The 19,460-nt window shown below is 35.7% G+C and carries 17 protein-coding genes; 11 read left to right on the top strand and 6 right to left on the bottom strand.

Annotated elements, in window-relative coordinates; genetic code table 11:
* The first annotated feature begins 57 nt into the window (after positions 1 to 57).
* A complete protein-coding gene (locus ACKPCA_RS12975; protein WP_054718811.1) occupies positions 58 to 843 on the top strand; it encodes an electron transfer flavoprotein subunit beta/FixA family protein in 786 nt (261 codons plus the stop codon).
* Positions 844 to 852: 9 nt separating this feature from the next.
* Positions 853 to 1,845: an electron transfer flavoprotein subunit alpha/FixB family protein gene (locus ACKPCA_RS12970; RefSeq protein ID WP_321279469.1), complete on the top strand. Its 993-nt coding sequence runs from the start codon at positions 853 to 855 to the stop codon at positions 1,843 to 1,845.
* Between the two features lie 63 nt (positions 1,846 to 1,908).
* Here the strand turns inward: ACKPCA_RS12970 and ACKPCA_RS12965 are convergent, their stop codons facing one another.
* Both ACKPCA_RS12965 and ACKPCA_RS12960 read right to left on the bottom strand, forming a co-directional pair.
* Positions 1,909 to 2,970: an ATP-grasp domain-containing protein gene (locus ACKPCA_RS12965; RefSeq protein WP_321279468.1), complete on the bottom strand. Its 1,062-nt coding sequence runs from the start codon at positions 2,968 to 2,970 to the stop codon at positions 1,909 to 1,911.
* A 724-nt stretch (positions 2,971 to 3,694) separates the two neighbouring features.
* Positions 3,695 to 6,895, bottom strand: a complete 3,201-nt coding sequence (locus ACKPCA_RS12960; RefSeq protein ID WP_321279467.1) for a S41 family peptidase — start codon at positions 6,893 to 6,895, stop codon at positions 3,695 to 3,697.
* A 353-nt stretch (positions 6,896 to 7,248) separates the two neighbouring features.
* Between ACKPCA_RS12960 and ACKPCA_RS12955 the strand changes: the two genes are divergently transcribed.
* Positions 7,249 to 7,560: an STAS domain-containing protein gene (locus ACKPCA_RS12955; protein ID WP_321279466.1), complete on the top strand. Its 312-nt coding sequence runs from the start codon at positions 7,249 to 7,251 to the stop codon at positions 7,558 to 7,560.
* A 5-nt stretch (positions 7,561 to 7,565) separates the two neighbouring features.
* Here the strand turns inward: ACKPCA_RS12955 and ACKPCA_RS12950 are convergent, their stop codons facing one another.
* Together ACKPCA_RS12950 and miaB are read right to left on the bottom strand one after the other, a co-directional pair.
* The gene (locus ACKPCA_RS12950) at positions 7,566 to 8,084 is read right to left on the bottom strand and encodes a GNAT family N-acetyltransferase (protein ID WP_321279465.1); all 519 of its coding nucleotides are present in this window, start codon (positions 8,082 to 8,084) and stop codon (positions 7,566 to 7,568) included.
* 66 nt (positions 8,085 to 8,150) lie between these two features.
* The gene (gene miaB, locus ACKPCA_RS12945; RefSeq protein WP_083464615.1) at positions 8,151 to 9,473 is read right to left on the bottom strand and encodes a tRNA (N6-isopentenyl adenosine(37)-C2)-methylthiotransferase MiaB; all 1,323 of its coding nucleotides are present in this window, start codon (positions 9,471 to 9,473) and stop codon (positions 8,151 to 8,153) included.
* A 514-nt stretch (positions 9,474 to 9,987) separates the two neighbouring features.
* Here miaB and ACKPCA_RS12940 point away from each other — a divergent pair.
* From ACKPCA_RS12940 to ACKPCA_RS12925, 4 genes are read left to right on the top strand one after another with little or no spacing between them, the layout of a single operon-like run.
* Positions 9,988 to 10,824 (top strand): universal stress protein, encoded by an 837-nt coding sequence (locus tag ACKPCA_RS12940; RefSeq protein WP_054718782.1) that lies wholly within the window; start codon positions 9,988 to 9,990, stop codon positions 10,822 to 10,824.
* A gap of 56 nt (positions 10,825 to 10,880) precedes the next feature.
* A complete protein-coding gene (locus tag ACKPCA_RS12935) occupies positions 10,881 to 11,363 on the top strand; it encodes a hypothetical protein (protein ID WP_321279464.1) in 483 nt (160 codons plus the stop codon).
* A 36-nt stretch (positions 11,364 to 11,399) separates the two neighbouring features.
* On the top strand, positions 11,400 to 11,765 hold the full coding sequence (locus tag ACKPCA_RS12930; RefSeq protein WP_321279463.1) for a hypothetical protein: 366 nt from the start codon (positions 11,400 to 11,402) through the stop codon (positions 11,763 to 11,765).
* Complete coding sequence (locus ACKPCA_RS12925) at positions 11,753 to 13,300, top strand: amidophosphoribosyltransferase (protein WP_321279462.1); 1,548 nt, start codon at positions 11,753 to 11,755, stop codon at positions 13,298 to 13,300. The genes ACKPCA_RS12930 and ACKPCA_RS12925 overlap by 13 nt, the downstream gene beginning before the upstream one ends.
* A 71-nt stretch (positions 13,301 to 13,371) precedes the next feature.
* Here the strand turns inward: ACKPCA_RS12925 and ACKPCA_RS12920 are convergent, their stop codons facing one another.
* Both ACKPCA_RS12920 and ACKPCA_RS12915 read right to left on the bottom strand, forming a co-directional pair.
* Positions 13,372 to 14,352: a GNAT family N-acetyltransferase gene (locus tag ACKPCA_RS12920; RefSeq protein ID WP_321279461.1), complete on the bottom strand. Its 981-nt coding sequence runs from the start codon at positions 14,350 to 14,352 to the stop codon at positions 13,372 to 13,374.
* 126 nt (positions 14,353 to 14,478) lie between these two features.
* Positions 14,479 to 15,309: a 1-acyl-sn-glycerol-3-phosphate acyltransferase gene (locus tag ACKPCA_RS12915; protein WP_321279460.1), complete on the bottom strand. Its 831-nt coding sequence runs from the start codon at positions 15,307 to 15,309 to the stop codon at positions 14,479 to 14,481.
* 207 nt (positions 15,310 to 15,516) lie between these two features.
* Between ACKPCA_RS12915 and mraZ the strand changes: the two genes are divergently transcribed.
* The 4 genes from mraZ (at position 15,517) to ACKPCA_RS12895 (ending at position 19,450) form a co-directional block, all read left to right on the top strand.
* On the top strand, positions 15,517 to 15,981 hold the full coding sequence (gene mraZ / locus ACKPCA_RS12910) for a division/cell wall cluster transcriptional repressor MraZ (protein WP_321279459.1): 465 nt from the start codon (positions 15,517 to 15,519) through the stop codon (positions 15,979 to 15,981).
* Positions 15,982 to 16,045: 64 nt separating this feature from the next.
* Positions 16,046 to 16,948 (top strand): 16S rRNA (cytosine(1402)-N(4))-methyltransferase RsmH, encoded by a 903-nt coding sequence (gene rsmH, locus ACKPCA_RS12905; RefSeq protein ID WP_321279458.1) that lies wholly within the window; start codon positions 16,046 to 16,048, stop codon positions 16,946 to 16,948.
* A gap of 4 nt (positions 16,949 to 16,952) precedes the next feature.
* Positions 16,953 to 17,333, top strand: a complete 381-nt coding sequence (locus ACKPCA_RS12900; protein ID WP_054719005.1) for an FtsL-like putative cell division protein — start codon at positions 16,953 to 16,955, stop codon at positions 17,331 to 17,333.
* Entirely contained in the window at positions 17,333 to 19,450 is a 2,118-nt protein-coding gene (locus ACKPCA_RS12895) for a penicillin-binding protein (protein WP_321279457.1), read from the top strand. Before ACKPCA_RS12900 ends, ACKPCA_RS12895 begins: the two co-directional genes overlap by 1 nt.
* Positions 19,451 to 19,460: the final 10 nt, after the last annotated feature.

The following is a 19,460-nucleotide window of genomic DNA, read 5'->3' as shown; positions in this document are numbered from 1 at the left end:
GAATTCATTCGTATGGACACGACATGTTGTGTCCTTACAATCCCAATCAAAAAAGAAATGAAAATAGTTGTCTGTATTAAGCAGGTACCGGATACTACCGAAATTAAAATAGATCCAAAGACGGGTACTTTGATCCGTGATGGTGTGCCAAGTATCATGAACCCGGATGATAAGAGTGGTTTGGAAATGGCACTTCAATTGAAAGATGAACAAGGAGCCCACGTAACAGTAATTACCATGGGACCTCCTCAGGCAGATTTGATTCTTCGTGAGGCGTTTGCTATGGGTGTTGATCGTGCGATCCACTTGACTGATAGAAAATTTGCCGGAGCAGATACTTTGGCTACTTCACATGCCTTGGCTGGTGCTTTGAGAAAGATCGAATTCGACCTTTTGATTACTGGTCGTCAGGCTATCGATGGTGATACTGCACAGGTAGGTCCTCAGATTGCTGAGCACCTTGATTTACCACAGGTATCTTACCTTGAAGATTTAAAATTCGACGGCGATAAGACTTTCACCATGAAACGTCATATCGAAGAAGGATACCAAATGCTAGAGGTAGAAGCACCTTGTGTGGTAACTGTTCTTTCATCGGCTAATACCCCTCGTTACATGAACGTTGGTGGTATTGTTGATGCCTACCAGAAAGAAGTTGAGGTTTGGGGATTCAACGAAATTGAAGTGGATGAGAAAAACCTTGGTTTGAAAGGTTCTCCAACAAGTGTACACAAAGCATTTGCACGTGGTTTGAAACCAGCAGGTGAATTGTACGAGGTAGAGACTGATGAGGCAGTAGGAATCATCATCAAGAAATTAAAAGAGAAATTCATTCTTAACTAATATATAGCCATGAATTTAGAAGATTACAAAGGGATTTACGTTTTCATTGAACAACGTGAAGGTGTTATTCAGAATGTAGCTTTAGAGTTGTTAGGACAGGCTAGAAAATTAGCTGATGAGTTGAACGACAAAGTGTATGCAATGTTTTTGGGACACAATATTGCCGATCAGGCACAGAGCTTAATCGCTCGTGGTGCCGATGAGGTAATTGTTGTGGATGCTCCAGAATTGGCGGAATACACTACAGAACCATATACACAGGCAATTTGCCAGATTATTGAAGATAGAAAACCAGAATCCATGTTGATTGGTGCAACCACCTTGGGTCGTGACCTTGGTCCAAGAGTATCGGCTCGTGTTGGAACTGGATTGACTGCTGACTGTACAAAAATTGAGGTAGGTGAAAACAAAGAGTTGTTGATGACTCGTCCTGCTTTCGGTGGTAACCTAATGGCTACTATCGTTTGTAAGAACCACCGTCCACAAATGGGTACGGTTCGTCCAGGTGTATTGTTTGCAATGGATGCTGATGAAAACCGTGCTGGTGACATCGTGAACTACGAAGTAAAATTCAAGTCGGAGAAATTCAAGGTGAAATTGCTTGAAACTGTAAAAGAAGATTCTGATCTAATCGATATTACCGAAGCTCGAATTTTGGTTTCTGGTGGTCGTGGTATTGGAAACGAGGAAGGTTTCAAAGCCATGGACGGATTGGCAAATGTATTGGATGCAGAAGTTTCAGCTTCTCGTGCAATGGTTGATGCTGGTTACATCGGACACGAACGTCAGGTGGGTCAAACAGGTAAGACTGTTCGTCCTGACTTGTACTTTGCATTTGGTATTTCAGGAGCTATTCAGCACGTTGCAGGTATGGAAGATTCTGATTTAATCATTGCTGTTAACAAAGATAAAGACGCACCAATTTTCCAGGTAGCAGATTTGGGTATCGTGGGGGACGCTAAACAAATCATTAAAAAGCTTACCGAGCGATTGGAAAAGTAATTTATTGGGAATAACCACTACTAGTAGAAAGACTTGCCTGGATTTATTTCTGGCAGGTCTTTTTTATTTAAATATGCTTGTAATTCCCTTTGTAATTTCTGGCAAGGGATCTTTTATAATGTATAACCAAGATGAGGTTTTGAGTTTAGAGAAGCTTTTGCTCTGTAAAGCTGGTTTGGCCAGATAAAATTTGGTCTTTTGGTATCCCTCAAATTTAATTTCTTTGTTTTGAGCACGAGAAATCATAAAACCAGGAAAATTAACTCCAGCATACAATGAACCAATCATTGTACTCCACATCCTTGGATTGAAATCGATAAGCAAATAGGAATCTGTCTCTTTCAGGTAAATAAAATCGAGGTGAGCAATGCCACTCCATTTAAGTTTTTTGACTATGGCCTTGGTCTCATCCAATAGTTTTTGATCGTCCAGGAATTCTATTCCGGTAGCAAAGGAAAAGGCTTCGCGCACCAAACCCTTTTGTATGGTATAGGCTAGTATCTCACCATTTTCAGCAAGGAAACTGATATCGATATCTTCTCCATCAAGCTTTTCCTGTATCACGTATTCATCTGCTTTGAAACCTTCTTTACTGATATTTTCTTCGTATTCTTCTCTCGACTTACATTCCATAATTCTGTTTTCCTCGTAATCAGTTCTTGGCTTAAGAAGTATAGGAAACTTAAAATCTTGAATGTTGTCGGCTGATATTTCTTTAGTTTTAGGACTTGATAAAGAATTGGTATCCAGAAAATCAGCTAACAAAAGTTTATTGGTAACGATAGCGAGCGAACTTTGGTTAGGCATTGGAGGAAATACCGAACCATTAAATAAAGTTTTGTGCTCTGTTATAAACTGATAGTTAGAGAACTTAACGGGTAAAATCATGTCAATATCCCATTTCTTTTCCAAAGCACTTATTTCTTGAATGATCTCTTTGGGCTCGGATGACTTTAAATATTGATATTTTGAAACATACCTGGAATAGGGAATGGTATTGAAATACGCTTTCTTTTCAGGAGAAACTACAAAGATATTAACAGCCTGTTTATAACTTAGGCAGCGAATGGTGTCCAATAAATTGGGACCTCCATAATCATCTATCAGTAATACGTTAGTGGTCATGTTATGAGTTAAGGTAGTAAATATCACAGAAAACTGCAATGCTCAATGTGAAATAAAGATGTCGAGATCCTTAGATAGGGAGTGAACTCAACTCAACCAAAGGTACCTTCGACAAATTTTGAGAAGCTGATGCTCTTTTGATATAGTAATCTTGTAAAAGTCAGTTTGTTATTTCTTATAAGACCATAGGTATGGATCAAGTAATGTTTCTCGTCGAGAAATACCACAAACTTCGACGAAGAGTGTAATTGTTGTCGTCGAGAAAAGTATAAATCTTCGACGAAGAGTATAATGTAACTATTACGATCCATTTACCTATTCTAGTAAATGAGGTGTGTTATTTGGTGTTTGTTGCAAGGGCAATCTCATATTCGATCTAATTCATAAATGCAAATGGCTTTTACAGTGTGTAGACAAAATATTATAATTTTAGTGAAAACAATTAATTAAAAACCGAAAATTGCGATGCCCCTATGCTGTGCAATTTTCGGTTTTATTTTGTCTGTTCAATGTGTTGAAGAGGAGGGAGGAACAGACTCTTCCAAAGTTCTGGAAGGAGGTATATTTGTTGTTGTTCATTTAAAGCGAGGACAAAGCTCAATTCATTTGAGGTGAAATGAGAAGTAATGAGCTTTGCCTCTTAATTCTTTGCAGGCAATTAAGATTTCCCGAAAGCACTAACCCAATGTGAGCCGTGCTTTTCGGGGTATCTTGACTACACAGACTAATTATTCTTTTTAATCTCTTCAAGCAAATGTTCCACAGCCTTTTCAAGTTGCTGATCACGTCCTTGAATTACCATTTCGTAATCGTTCCGAACTTTAATGTCAGGTTCAATTTGTTGGTTTTCGATATATTTTCCTTTCATGTCTTTTACACCTACCATTGGCATTCCAAAATACAAGCTTCTGTCCTGTAAAGTTTCCCACCAAACAGCTGTCATTGTACCTGGCACAGGCATACCAATTAACTTACCAATTTTTAAAGTTTGGTATGCGTATGGGAATGCACATGCATCAGAGTAATTTCCTTCTCCAGTTAATACTGCAGATGGTTTCTTCCATTTGAACATTGGCTCTTTACCAAAGTCTTGTCCTCGTGGGGATAAAGTTGAATAGACTTGACCACTTAATAAGGTAACAAGATCATCGTGTAACCAGCCTCCGCCGTTAAATCTGGTGTCAACGATAATTGCATCGCAAGTACCATATTTACCCAACATCTCTGAGTAGACTTTACGATAACTTGGAGAGTTCATGCCTTGAACGTGAACATATCCAATTTTTCCATCAGATAAACGTTTAACCTCTTCTTGACGACTTTTTACCCAACGTTCGTAAAGCAATGTATTAATGCTTGAAACAGGCTTTACTACTTCTTCCCAGCGCTCTTTTGTATAAGGGCTGTATAAGTTCAATAATACCTTTTTACCTGCTTTGTGATTTAGCAATGGGTAGTGACTTTTATCTTTTGTGATTGCAATACCATCAATTTTTTCGATGATTACACCTGGCTTAATTTTTGAATCTGCCTGATTTAAAGGCCCTTTTTCCAGAATTTCAGCGATTCTTAGTCCATCACCTTCATATTTCCAATCATAGAATGCGCCAAGTTTTGCTGTATTATCAGAATTACTTGAGCTATGACGATAACCAGAACCTGTATGCGAGGCATTTAATTCACCTAACAATTCGCTTAGCATTTCTGCAAAATCATAGTTGTTATTGATATGTGGTAAAAACTTTTTGTACTCTGATTTGTAGAAGTCCCAGTCTAGCTGATGCATCTCCGGATCGTAGAATTTTTTCTTCATGGTTGTCCAAACATGATTGAACATGTATTCTCTTTCCTTTGACTTATCAAGGTACATCTCGGCAGAGTAGCTGATGTTACTGCGCTTATTCGAAGCAACGTCTACCTTGATAATACTTCTTCCTGACATTAAGAATAAATTCTTCGCATCTTTATCGAACTGCATGGCTCCACCACCACCTTTCAGATCAAGTACCTTTTTAGTTGATTTTTCTTCCAAATCGTTAACCCAAAGATCATATCCATCTTCGAATTTACTTAGGTAGAATAATTTTTTTCCATCAGGAGTTAAAATTGCATCCGATAGGTTCGAAGGATTTATGGTAAGACAAATCTGACGATCCTCCATTCCTGAGAATTCAATATCAAGTGGAGTCTTTTCATCATCCTTCTTATCTTTTTTGTCTTTCTTATCCTTTTTGTCTTTTTTATCAGATTCGTCTTCTTTTTTACTTTCCTTTTTCGCCTTTTCTTCCTCTTTAACTAATTCCTTCTCTTCTTTTGAAAGTTTGAAATCATCTAAGGCTTTTTGATTAAAGAACTGAATGTAAACATCTGATTGAGAACCCCAGCTTCCATGAGAGCGATATCCTCTGCGGTCGGTGAACCAAATCATTGCATTGCCTTTAAGTGACCATTTGGCATTTGAATCGCTGTAACCACTTTCGGTAATATTGATCATCTTGCCATTGCCTTGAGCATCTACAATTCCTACATCTGGCATAAAGATAGTATGAGGATAAAAGTCAACTAAAAACCATTTTCCATCGTTCGACCAATCGTAATGTTGGTCACCATCAGAGTATGAATAATTGTATTTTTTGCCTAAAATCTCGCGAACTTTCTTCGTTTCAAGATTAATCACTTTAAGAATTACTCTTTCTTCAAGGAAAGCTACCTCTTTTCCATCAGGTGAGAATTTAGGTTGGAAAGTTTCCGCAGGAGTTTCTAAAATTGCTTCTTCTTTTAGTGTAGTTGCATTTGAGAATTGAGTTTCTCCCTCACGAACCAATTTGGTTTGATATAAGTTCCAGCTTCCATTTCGTTCCGATGCATATAATAATGCTTTGCCATCAGGACTAAAGCTAACTGATCTTTCCTGTTCAGGAGTATTGGTAATTCTTTTGGTAGTTCCATATTCTACAGAGGTTACAAACACTTCGCCTCTAACTATAAAAGCAACTTCTTTACCATTAGGAGATACACTCATTTCTCTGGCTCCGTTACTCAATCTTTCGAAACTAATGGCATTTTCTTTATTATCTGTAGCTAAACTTACTTTAAGTTTAACTGGATCTTTGCCTTTTTCCTGAGTGTAAATTTCCCCATTGTAGGAATAGCAAAGTTTATCATTGTCTGAAATACTTAGGAATCTAACAGGGTGCTTATCGAAATTTGATACTTGAGTCAGTTCGGATTTATTATCAACAGGAGCTTTCCAAACATTAAAACTACCTGATTTTTCGGATAAATAGTAAATTTCATTGTTATCAGCACTAAAAACCGGATACAAATCCTCTCCATTAAATTCAGAGAACATGCTATGTTTTTGTGTTTTGGTATTGTACAACCAAATGTCTCTTGTTACAGCAGATGTATGATGCTTTCTCCAGTGATTTTCATATCCTTTACTGTCATGGTATAAGATATATTCCTTATTGTTGCTGTATTTAGCATCCAATGCCGGAGTGGTAAGAATTTGAGAAATTTTTCCTCCAGCGCTTGGTACACTATAAAGTTCAGATAAAGCACCAGAAGGGAACATTACATTTTTAGTATCATCGCTAATTAATGCTGAGAATAAAATGTGTTTGCCATCAGGAGTAAAAGAAGATGGAGATTCGCTACCAGAATAAAATGTTAGTCTTTCAGGAGTACCTCCATTAACGGCAACTTTGTAAATGTCAAAATTCCCAAACCTGTTTGATGCGAAAGCAATGGTAGAACCATCAGGCGACCATACTGGTTTATAATCGTATGCAGTGTTCGTAGTTAGTGGGTATGCAACACCACCTTCAGCTGAAACAGTAAACAGATCACCACCGTATTCGAAAACAATGGTTTCACCATTTGGAGAGATTGCCGGATACCTAAGCCATAAAGGTGTATCCATTCCGAGTAAACTTTTTGCTAGCGCAATTAAAAAGGTTGTAAGAAAAAACAGTTTTTTAATCATAACGAATTGGTCTAGTTTAAAAACTCTAAATTGTGACTTGATTATTTTTGACAAAGCATTCTTATCAGATATTATACCAAAAAATATAATAACATGATTATTAGGGAAATTATTGTCTGGAATCTTGTTCAGAAAAAAAAAGTTGTTCGAATGTGAACAAAATCATGTTCGGTATCGTACTATGCTATTGGAATCGGATCAACTTTAAATTAGAATGTTAAAATTGAATTTTAAAGAATTTCCGTTTACTTTGTTTGATACTATATATCTAAAAATCAATTAGAATTGTAATGTTTAATTTTCGGATACAAGAACAATCTGTAATCGCATCTTTAGAGGGAACACGCAGAATTAATAGTATGATTTCGGAAATGGTGAAGAAAGAAATCATTGATTTTATTGAAAAATCAGGGAAACAAGTTGTGCTGGATTTGAATGGGGTAAGCTTTATTGATTCTCAGGGATTTTCAGCATTAAAAGCCATTGCTGAGCTAGCCAGAGCCAACGAGCAATTGTTTTCTTTAGCGGACCTATCTGATGATGTTATTGAATTGGTAGATCTTGTTGGAATGAAAGATTCATTCTCTATTGGCAAGAACTGAAGTTGTTAAACTTCATCAAATTCTTTTGGATATTCAACGGTTCCTTCAACTGTTGACAAAGCATCTTTGACCATTTCCAAAGCCATAAATGCATTTTCAGGAACATCAAAAGGGGCCTTGATATTAAATGTAGCAGCAGGTTTAAAACCAAATTTTGGATAGTAATTTTCGTGACCTAGCACGATTATGGATTTGTGTCCCAGTTTTTTTGCTTTTTCTATTCCTTTTTCAACCAATTGACTTCCAATTCCCAAACCTTGCAATTCTGGAATAACCGACATTGGCGCTAATGCCAAAGTATTGAATTCTTGTTCTTTGCCCTTAATTGTAATTGGAAAGAAAAGAATGTGGCCAATAATTTCGTTGCCCATGCAGGCTACTAAGGATAAATCTTTTATAAACTTTTTATTCTTGCGTAGTTTCTCTATCAATATGCCTTCTGCTTCCTGACTAAAAGCCATATCATTTACCATTGATATTGTAGAGTAGTCATTTTTATTTTCTGGACGGATAGAGATTTTCATTATAGAAGTTTTAAAATAAATTTAAGAATAAAAAATGAGCCATACATTTTGCATGGCTCAATGAAATTATACAGATTCTCCTCTTAATGTTGCTTGAGTACAATCGGTAACTTTTACCTGAACAAAATCACCAACTTTATAATCCTTTCTTGGGAATACAATTACTTTGTTTTGTGAGCTTCGTCCAAACAACTCTTCTTCTGATTTCTTAGAAACACCTTCAACTAAAACTTCGAAAACTTGTCCAATATCTTTTTGATTGCTTTCTAATGATAATTGATTTTGAAGTTCAATCATTTGAGTTAGACGCTCACTTTTTACATCTTCAGGAATGTTATCATCAAGATTTTTATAGGCAAATGTTCCCGGTCTTTCAGAGTATTTAAACATGAAAGCCAAATCGTATTTTGCCCATTTCATTAGATCCAGAGTTTGCTTAAAATCTTCTTCACTTTCGTTGTGGAAGCCACAGAAAATATCAGTAGAAATACCACAGTCTGGTACAATTTCACGAATGGCTTCAATTCTGTTCATGTACCATTCACGAGTATATTTTCTGCGCATATCTTTTAGTACGGAATCACTACCTGATTGTACTGGCAAGTGGATGTGTTTACAGATATTTGGATACTTCGCAATTACTTTTAAAGTGTCATCACTCATATCTTTTGGATGTGAAGTTGCAAAACGAATTCTCATGTTAGGTTCTGCTTTGGCAACCATTTCCAATAATTCAGGAAAATTGATTTCTGAAACTGAGTTTTTAAATTTGAATGAGTTTACGTTTTGTCCCAGTAAGGTAACTTCTTTGTAACCTTTTTCAGCCAAATCTCTTACCTCTTTTACAATGCTTTCAGGGTTACGGCTTCTCTCTCTACCTCTTGTGTAAGGAACAATACAATAGGTGCAGAAATTATTGCAACCACGCATGATTGAAACGAATCCTGAAATAGCAGTTTCATCGATTCTTGAAGGACAAATATCTTTGTAGGTTTCGGTTAGCGACAATTCAATATTGATGGCTTTTTCTCCATTTTCTGCTTTTTTTACCAACATTGGCAAATCCATATAAGCATCCGGACCAACTACAATATTTACATTTTTCTCTTGTTCAAAAAGTTTATCACCCAAACGTTCTGCCATGCAGCCAATAACACCTACCAAAAGTTTAGGGTTCTTTTTCTTTAGTTCCGAAAATCCCTGAACTCGTCCTCGAACTCTTTGTTCTGCATTTTCGCGCACCGAACATGTATTGACTAGAATTACATCTGCTTCTTCTCTTGTTTTGGTAATTTCAAATCCATCGTGTTGCATAATTGCAGCAACCACTTCACTGTCTGCCACATTCATTTGGCATCCGTAAGTCTCCAAAAACAATTTCTTGCTCATTTCGCTCATTCTGATATCCTCAGTTTAAAATTTCGGGCAAAGGTACATTATCTCAATTGATTAACAAGACAGAATACGATCATTTAGAATTGTTATAAAGACTTTATTGCTTAGGGATTAATTGTGTTTGAGTTAGAAAAATAGATGTCCTTTATTCTCTGATAAATTTGTAAATTTAATAGTGTTGGTATTTATTCTTCTCGAATTCATTTTGTTCTTTTTTAGAATGTCTTGGATTTAAAATTGTGTTTGTTGCTAAATAATTTTGTGTATTTTTATCCCGCAAATTCAGCTTTTTAAAAGGTCTTGATATTGAGTGGGTTTAGAAATGAATTCTCTCGTGGTTGCCAATTTTGTTTATGTAAATTGACGTTGGGAACTGTATTTGTATCACAGAATATTGAAAAACTATGAAAGATGTAACGTCCGTGAGTAAATAATTGTTAACTCTTATGCGAGAATAATTATTTAAGAATGGTAAGTTCCATCTTACCTAAAAGAAAATTGTACACAGATGAAACGTATTTTGGTTCCAATAGATTTTTCGGGTGATTCGCTCAAGGCTTTAAAGTTTGCACTTGGTTTAGCAAACAATCTCGGTACGGATTTGAGAATGATTCATGTGAAAAAATCAAAAAAATTTGAGATTCCATTTCACTTCAATGAATTTGAGGATCAAATAGTGCATACCGTTCAAGAATATTTTGAAAAACTGATAGAACTTCATTCGCCTGCGTACCATGTAGAGAATGGAGTTTTTGATTTTAAAATAAGAACTGGTAGTGTTTACCGAGAGATTGTTAATCAGGCAAAGTATGGTGATTGTTACTTGATTGTGATGGGAGCTTTTGGTGCTTCGGGCTTTGAAGAGTTTTTTATTGGAAGCAATGCTTTTAAGGTCGTAAGCAATGCAACTTGTCCTGTGGTTACGGTTCGGGAAGAATTGTCGAAGAGCGAAGTGAATACGATTTTAATGCCATTTGATGCCAGTAATGAAACCAGAAAGAAAATTCCTTATGTGGCTGAATTGGCTGAAGCTTGTAAAGCAAAAGTTCATATTCTAGGTGTTCATGAATCATCCGACACTGCAATTGTTGGAAAGATTGAACACTATATGAGACAAGCAGAAGAATATTTGAAAGAGAAAAATATAGAAGTGGTCAAAGATATCCGTAAAGGAGATAATAATACCACAACGGCTCTTGAGTATGCAAGAGAGGTAAATGCTGATTTAATAGCCATTATGACCGAACAGGCCGAAACAACTTTTAGCATGTTTTTTGGATCATATGCAGAGCAAATGGTGAATAAATCAGAAGTGCCAATTCTTTCTGTTCCTAATTGGAAATAGAAATTTGGTTATCAGATTTAGAGTAGAGGCTATTTATAAATTTTAAAGATACAAATATGCAGTTTTGTTGGTTTATAGCAGTTTTTGTTTTCATGTTGATTGGAGGTTCTGCGAATGCTCAGAATTATGAAAACATTGAAAAAAAGAATGATTCAGTTGGAGTAGTTAATATTCTTCAAGATGAACGAATTGATCAATTGCTTGCAACCGATAGTATAATAAATTCTCAGAAACAAAGTTTCACGGGATATAGAATTCAGATTTTTTTTGGAGGTAGTACCGATAGAGAAAAAGCTTTCAAAATAAAAGAAGAGTTTTTAGAACTCTTTCCTGAAGAAAGAGCTTATGTCGTGTATACAGCTCCTGATTTTAGAGTTCGAGTAGGAAATTTTAGAACAAAACTTGAATCAATTGAGTTGTATAAGGCATGTTCTGAATTTTACCCAAATTGTTATCCGGTGAAAACAGAGATAATGTTTTCTGAAATGGAACCATTGGAAAAAGAGACTGAGTTAATTATTAATGACAATGTAGAATAGAAAAAACATACTAAATAACCATTTAAGAATAAAAGAATGAGTGACCAATTAAAGCATGAGTGCGGGATAGCAATGATCCGACTGCTTAAACCTCTTGAATACTATAAGGAAAAATATGGATCCTGGCAATATGGTATTCAAAAGCTTTATTTGTTGATGGAAAAACAACACAATAGAGGACAGGAAGGTGCAGGTGTTGTTGGTTTAAAGTTAGATCAGTCTCCTGGAGAAAAGTATATTTCCAGAGAAAGATCGTGTGGCAACCAACCCATTAAGGAAGTTTTCGAAAACATTTATGGAAGATTGCGTGGGGAAGAAAAGAATAATCCTGAAAATTTAAAGATCCTGTATGGGCAAAGAAAAATTTACCTTTTGCAAGTGAATTGTATTTGGGACATCTGAGATACGGAACCTTTGGACGTAACAGTATTGATTTTGTTCATCCTGTAATGCGTGAAAACAATTGGAAGTCAAGAAATTTAGTATTGGCAGGAAATTTTAATCTTACCAATGTTGATGAACTTTTTAACCTTTTGGTTGATTTGGGACAGCATCCTAAGGATTATACTGATACGGTTACCATTTTAGAAAAAGTAGGTCACTACTTGGATGAAGAAAATCAAATGTTATTCCGTCAGTATAAAAATGATGGATATTCAAATAGAGAGATTTCTCCCCTAATTGAAGAAAGTATTGATATTCAAAAAGTCCTTTCAAGTGCAAGTAGATCCTGGGATGGAGGCTATGCAGTTGGAGGTATGTTTGGTCATGGTGATTCATTTGTAATGCGTGATCCATGGGGAATTCGTCCGGCATTTTATTATCAGGATGATGAAGTTGTTGTGGTTGCCTCGGAAAGACCAGTAATTCAAACAACATTTAATGTCCGCGCTAATACTATTAAGGAAATTGCTCCTGGTAACGCGGTTATTATCAAGAAAGATGGTAAGGTAGAAGAGGTGCCGATTCGTGTTCCTCAGAAAAGAAGATCTTGCTCGTTCGAAAGAATTTATTTCTCAAGAGGTAGCGATAAGGATATTTATTTGGAAAGAAAGAAATTAGGACAATTGTTGACTCCTGCAATTTTAGATTCAGTAGATAATGATATCGCAAATACTGTATTTTCTTTTATTCCAAACACAGCAGAAACTGCCTTTTATGGTATGATGGAAGGTGTGCGCCATAATCTGATGGAGAAAAAGAAACAGCAGATTCATGACTTAAATGACAATTGGACTGAGGAGAAATTACAAGAAATTATTTCAGTAGAGCCTCGAGTTGAGAAGATTGCAATTAAGGATGTCAAACTTAGAACTTTCATCACTAACGACGAAGGAAGAGATGATTTGGTTGGTCATGTTTATGATGTTACTTATGGAGTTGTGAAGAATCAAGAAGATAATCTTGTTGTGATTGATGACTCTATTGTTCGTGGTACAACACTTAAGAAAAGTATTTTAAGAATTTTAGACCGTTTGCATCCTAAAAAGATTGTCATTGTTTCCTCAGCTCCGCAAATTCGATATCCAGATTGTTATGGTATTGATATGACTAGAATGGGTGAGTTCATTGCCTTTAACGCAACCATTGCAATGCTTAAGGATCGTGGAATGGAGCATGTTATTGAAGAGACTTATAAAAAGTGTAAGGCTCAACAAAATCTTCCTAAAGAAGAGATTGTCAATTACGTGAAAGAAATTTACAAACCGTTTACGGCAGAGGAAATTTCAGCGAAAATTGCAGAATTACTTACTCCTGAAGGTATGAATGCTGAGGTACAAATTGTGTATCAATCAGTAGAAAACCTTCATGAGGCATGTCCGGAAAATAATGGAGACTGGTATTTTACTGGAAACTATCCAACTCCTGGTGGAAATAAAGTTGTGAATACTTCATTCATTAACTACGTAGAAGGAAACGATAAAAGATCTTATTAATAAGGTTTTAATATGAAATAGAAAAGCCGATCATTTTTTGATCGGCTTTCTTATTTTATAAGCATTAAGCTTTATTTTTTCTTGAATATTTTAAGATTTGGTTTCTTTGGGAATTTGATGTTTAGAAAAGACAAATAAGATGAGATATGTCTGTCCTTTTTGTTTTCGTAAACATCAGCAATGGTAATCATTATTCCTGTTTCTTCCACATCACCAAAATGAGTGTTTACTGCCGTACCAAAGCATTTCATTGTTGGCGATAAGCCCATGTAAGCATTGATAAGCGGAGGAATGTTTTCGCCATTCTTTCTAACGTTTTGTGATAGAATTTTATAATTCTCATCGAATGTTTCGCCGCAAAAATCTTTAGCCAATTGATCTTCATCCATATCTGTTTGAAGCGGAGTTGTTGGCCAAGCCAATTTATCCGGATCACTGAACATTGTATTCATAAAATACAGGATGTGATTTCTTGCATCTCTATTGAAATGAGGATACATGGTAACTTTACCAAAGAAATATTTGATCTCAGGATAATCGACAATTAAGGCTCCCAAGCCATCCCACAAATTATCTAAAGCATATAAGCTCTTTCTTCCTTTTTTTATTGATTGGTAATCAGGTTGAACAAAAGAACGACCAAGCTCAATCATGTGTGGCATGTAGTTCTTTTTAAAATCGTCTGAGAAGTTAAAAAGTCTTGATGTTGCCAAATAAGTCTCTCCATTTTCATCAACAGGAGCTTCGCTACATAAAATATAACGGTAACCACCCAAAATTTCCTTGGCTTTTGGATCCCAAACAATTAATTGGTGGTATGGTTTTTCATCGATGTCGAATTTATCGATATCAATCTCTTTGCCAGTTCCACCACCAGCTTTTCTAAAGGTAATTTCTCGTAATCGACCGACCTCCTTCATTAGGTTAGGCGAATCGTGATGGGTAAAGCAATAGATTTCATTAGACCCCTTGTTGGTCTTGCGCACAAATCTTTCTTCTGTCAGCTCTTTTTCAAGCAGTTCTCTTGGTACAGGGGGTATAATTTCTTTCATTTTAAAGTGGTGTTAATCCCATACAGGATGATTTTATTTTTGGTTTTAATGGGTAATGAAATTAATCACTAATCGAATTAGATAATACGAATATTATTTAATTTTTGATCAAAGTAATTTTTGCATTTAGTGGTCTGCTAGTTTGTAAGTTTCTTTTTTCATTTTTTCAGCCCACTTATCATACGATAAGCTCTTGTCAAAAGTTTTATAAGAAACAGGTCTTCCAATTCTAACTGTGAAAGTTTTACCTCTTTGCTTAAACAGTTCATTCGGCAAATATAACATTTCCAAATTAGATTTTAATCCAAAGAACTTTCTCAGATTGGCTAAATTGTAGAAAAAGTTGGAGTTTCTACCATCCATGTAAATAGGTACAATATCTCTTTTGTGTTTTATTGCTTTTGCGATAAAGCTTTTCTTCCATTCTAAATCTTCAATTTTCCCCTTCTGTTTTCGTGAGACCAAACCTGCAGGAAATGTTAGAATTGTTGCTTCGGATTGATATGCATTCTCCAGTAAAATTGCAGCATTTTTGGCTTGTCCCCCATGTTTGTTTATTGGAATAAATACATCAGTCAGGTTTTTGATATTCATTAGGATATCATTTACTAAAAACCTTATATTTTCAAATTCCTTCCCAAAAATGCTTATTAGAATAATTCCGTCTGGTCCTCCAAGTGGGTGATTAGAAGCAAATAAATACCTTCCGTTCTTATCGATGTTTTCAAGTCCTTCAACTTTGAATTTGATATCAAGTTCCTCCAGAACACTATCCGCAAATTCAATTCCATGTTTTTGATAGTTTCTAGACAGGAAATCGTTGATTTCATCCTGATGAATAATTCGTTTTAAATATCTTACAATGAAACTAGGAAGAAGCTTTGCTAGTTTTTCGCTTTTGCTTGCAAATACTTTTTCGACATCAATTTTCAAATAATTATCTGAATTACTTTCCATAAAAGTTTAGCATAGATTATTTAGACCAGCAAATATCGCAAATTTATTGCATTGTTAGTCCAATTTTAGGGACATAATAGAACATCCTGAAGAATAAATAATTGTTGCGATACAGAAAAGTTATCAACAATACAATAAAAGTGGGACTATGTGGTTGAAAGTGGGAGTTTTTTTCTCTAATTTTACAATTGTAAATTGATTTTTTTAATGCAAACATTCATAGGTGATTATCAATGCAAATTGGACGCGAAGGGACGAGTTTTGTTGCCTTCAGCGTTTCGGAAACTCCTAAATGGAGATTCTGAGAATCGTTGTGTGCTTAGAAAAAATCTGCATGATAAGTGTCTTGATTTGTATCCGATGAAAGAATGGGAAAGACAAATTGAGATGGTTAGAGCCAGAGTAAATACTTTCAATAAAAGACATGCAGCTTTTATGCGTGAATTTTACAGAGGTACTGCTGAGGTTCTTGTTGATAGTAATGGAAGGATTTTAATTCCCAAGAAGTTTTTTGAATTTGCTGGCTTCAAAAAGGAGATAACCTTAGCTGGACAGGATGACAAAGTTGAAATCTGGGATACTGAATCCTATGAAAAACCAGCATTGACGGACGATGATTTTAGTAGTTTGGCTAATGAGATTTTAGGAGGGAGTATTAATCCTGATTTATAATTGATTTTGAGAAAAACATTGGTTTTCTTCGCACTTGATTTAAATAGTGATTAAAAGATTAAAAATGAGTGAATATCATATACCAGTTTTGTTGGATGAATGTATTGAAGGATTGAATATCAACCCTGAGGGAATTTATGTGGATTTAACCTTCGGAGGAGGTGGTCATTCAAGAGAAATTTTGAAGCATTTGACTACTGGAAAATTGATTGGTTTTGACCAGGATGAAGATGCAGAAGCCAATGTTCCGAATGATGAAAAATTTATTTTCGTTCGTCATAATTTCAGGTACTTTAAAAACTTTGTGAAGTATTTGGGGTATGAAAAAATTGATGGAATTCTGGCTGACTTAGGAGTTTCTTCTCACGAATTTGATGTGGCAGAACGTGGATTTTCGTTTCGTTTCGATGGAGATTTGGATATGAGAATGAATCAGAGTTCTGATTTTACCGCAGCTGATATTCTTAATAATTACGATGTTGAAGATTTGTTTAAAATTTTCAAAATGTATGGAGAGGTGAAAAATCCTGGAAAGTTGGTGAAATTGATTGAAAATTATCGAAAGGAGAACAATTTTGAAACCATCCAGCAGTTTAAAGAAGTGATCGCTCCATGTGTGCCAAAGTTTAAAGATCATAAATATTTGGCCCAGGTTTTTCAGGCATTAAGAATTGAAGTGAACAAGGAGATGGATGTTCTTAAAGAAATGTTGGAACAATGTGCTGATGTGTTGAAGCCTGAAGGTAGATTGGTGGTAATAACTTATCACTCGTTAGAGGATCGCTTGGTTAAAAATTACATTCGAGATGGAAGGTTTGAAGGAGGAGCAGAGAAAGATTTCTTTGGAAATGTGCAAACGCCATTGAAGAGTGTAAACAGAAAGGTAATTCTTCCTACTGAAGAAGAAATTGAAAGAAATGGAAGGGCAAGAAGTGCCAAACTAAGAATTGCAAAACCAAATTTATAATAGCATGTTCAGGTTTAGAAAGAAATACAACGATTTTGTGAGTCCTACCAAGGAGCAAAAGGAAATCTCCAGCGCTTCGGTAAAGGATTTTATTGATGGTAGTATTTTGACTAAATCGGCAGTTGTTCAACAATTGCCATTTGTGCTTTTTTTGGTTGTTCTTGGAATCTTCTATATCAGTAATCGATATAAATCAGAAAAGGTTTATAGAGATATGGTTAGCCTTGAAAAGGAATTGAAAGATTTAAGATTCGAGTCGATTACAACCGCTTCGGATTTAATGTATATGAGTAAACAATCGGAGGTTTTAAAACGAGTTCAAAAGGAAGGTTTGGGCTTGATAGAATCAACAGAGCCTCCTGTAAAAATTTACATCGATAAATAGTGCCAATAAAAAAGGATATCATATGGCGAGTTGGTTTGGTGTATGCAGTTGTAATGCTTTTTGCATTAATGATTGTAGGACGCGTTGTGACCTTACAATTGTTCGAGGGAGATTATTGGAGAGGAAAAGCTCAAAAGATCTCTCAACGCGATGTAACCGTGCATGCCAACCGAGGTGATATATGTGCTGAAGATGGACGTCTTTTGGCAACCTCCTTGCCATATTATCAGTTGAGAATGGATTTTAAGGCTTCAGGATTAACTGACGAAGTATTTAAATTAAAGGTTGATTCTTTGGCGCTTTGTCTGTCGCAATTTTTCAAAGATAAATCAAAAAATGAGTACCGCCGTTTTCTATGGAATTCAAAATATAAGAAAAAATCTAACCGATATGTTTTAATAAATCGCCGTAAGGTGAATTACAACGAACTTAAGGTGATTAGAAACTTTCCGTTGTTCCGATTAGGTCAAAACAAAGGCGGTTTAATTTGTGAACAGGAAAATATCAGAAGGCAGCCTCATAGAAATTTAGCTACAAGAACAATTGGTTACCTTAATAAAGAAGAAAATGATGAGCTGATCGGAAGAGTTGGGATGGAAGGTGCTTTTGAGAGTGAGCTTAAAGGTGTTGATGGGGTGAGTATCATGCAAAAAATGTCGGGCAGATGGTTGCCTGTAAACATGGTGGAACCCAAGGATGGAAATGATCTGATTACAACCATTGATGTAAATTATCAAGATGTAGCAGAATCGGCCTTGTATCATCAATTGGTGAAATATAATGCGCATCATGGATCAGCAATTTTAATGGAAGTGAAGACAGGAGCCATTAAGGCCATTGCTAATATTGGGTATGATGAAAAGGAAAAGGTGTATAGCGAGATGTATAACTATGCCATTGGGGAGGCAACCGAGCCAGGTTCAACCTTTAAGTTAGCATCTATGATGGCTTTGTTGGAGGATGGTTATGTTGGTCCGATGGATTCGGTTGATACGGGTAATGGAATTTATAGTTTCTACAATGCTAAAATGAGGGATTCACATTACGGAGGATATGGTAAAATAACTGTTCAGGAAGCTTTCGAAAAATCTTCTAATGTTGGGATTTCAAGATTGGTAGATGAACACTATAAAAATAAACCAAGAGAATTTATTAATCGTTTGTACGATTTTCGACTAAATGAACCTCTCGGATTAGAAATTAGAGGTGAAGGTGTACCAAAGATTAAGTATCCCGATGATCCAACCTGGTCCGGAATTTCATTGCCTTGGATGTCAATAGGATATTCGATTCATCAAACGCCTTTGCAGACATTGACTTTTTACAATGCAATTGCAAATGATGGTAAAATGATGAAACCAAAATTTGTGAAGGAGATTAGATATCATGGTGAGGTAATTTCAAAGTTTGATGATGAAGTTTTGAAATCCAAGATCTGTTCAGGGCAAACATTGGAAACCGTCCAAAATATGCTGGAAGGTGTTGTTTTAAGAGGTACTGCTCGAAACTTGAGGAATTCAAGTTATAAAATAGCTGGAAAGACTGGTACGGCGCAAATTGCAGATGGTAAAAAAGGTTACGGTCATAAGGTTTATCAGGCTTCATTCGTGGGCTATTTTCCTGCCGATGATCCAATGTATTCTTGCATTGTAGTAATTAATCGTCCGAATAAGACCAAAGGATTTTATGGGAACCAAGTGGCGGGACCAGTTTTTAAATCAATTGCAGATAAGGTGTATGCGATGAGTTATTCAATGCATCCCGAAAGAGAAAATGAAGATGATGAAGAGCCAAAAGTACCTGTTTCGTTAAATGGAAGCAAAGAGGATTTAGATTTGGTTTTTAATGATTTAAATATTGACATTACAAATCAGGAAATTCAAACGGAATGGGTGGTTACATCTCGTAAAGATTCTGTGATTGAATATAAATACAGAAGAGTGAAAAGCTTTTTGGTTCCAAATGTAAAAGGAATGGGCGTGCAAGACGCATTGTATATATTGGAAAATGCAGGGTTGAGAGTTCATGTTCGTGGAGTTGGTTCAGTTTCCAAGCAATCTTTGCGTCCTGGTAGCAATTTCCATTCAGGAGATGAAATAACGATAGATTTATCTTAAAGAATAAGAT

This window comes from Marinifilum fragile (assembly GCF_963677365.1).
In the GTDB taxonomy this organism is placed as follows: Bacteria; Bacteroidota; Bacteroidia; order Bacteroidales; family Marinifilaceae; genus Marinifilum; species Marinifilum fragile.
The sequence above is the reverse complement of the archived record's forward strand: the minus strand, read 5'-3'. Positions and strand labels throughout refer to the sequence as shown.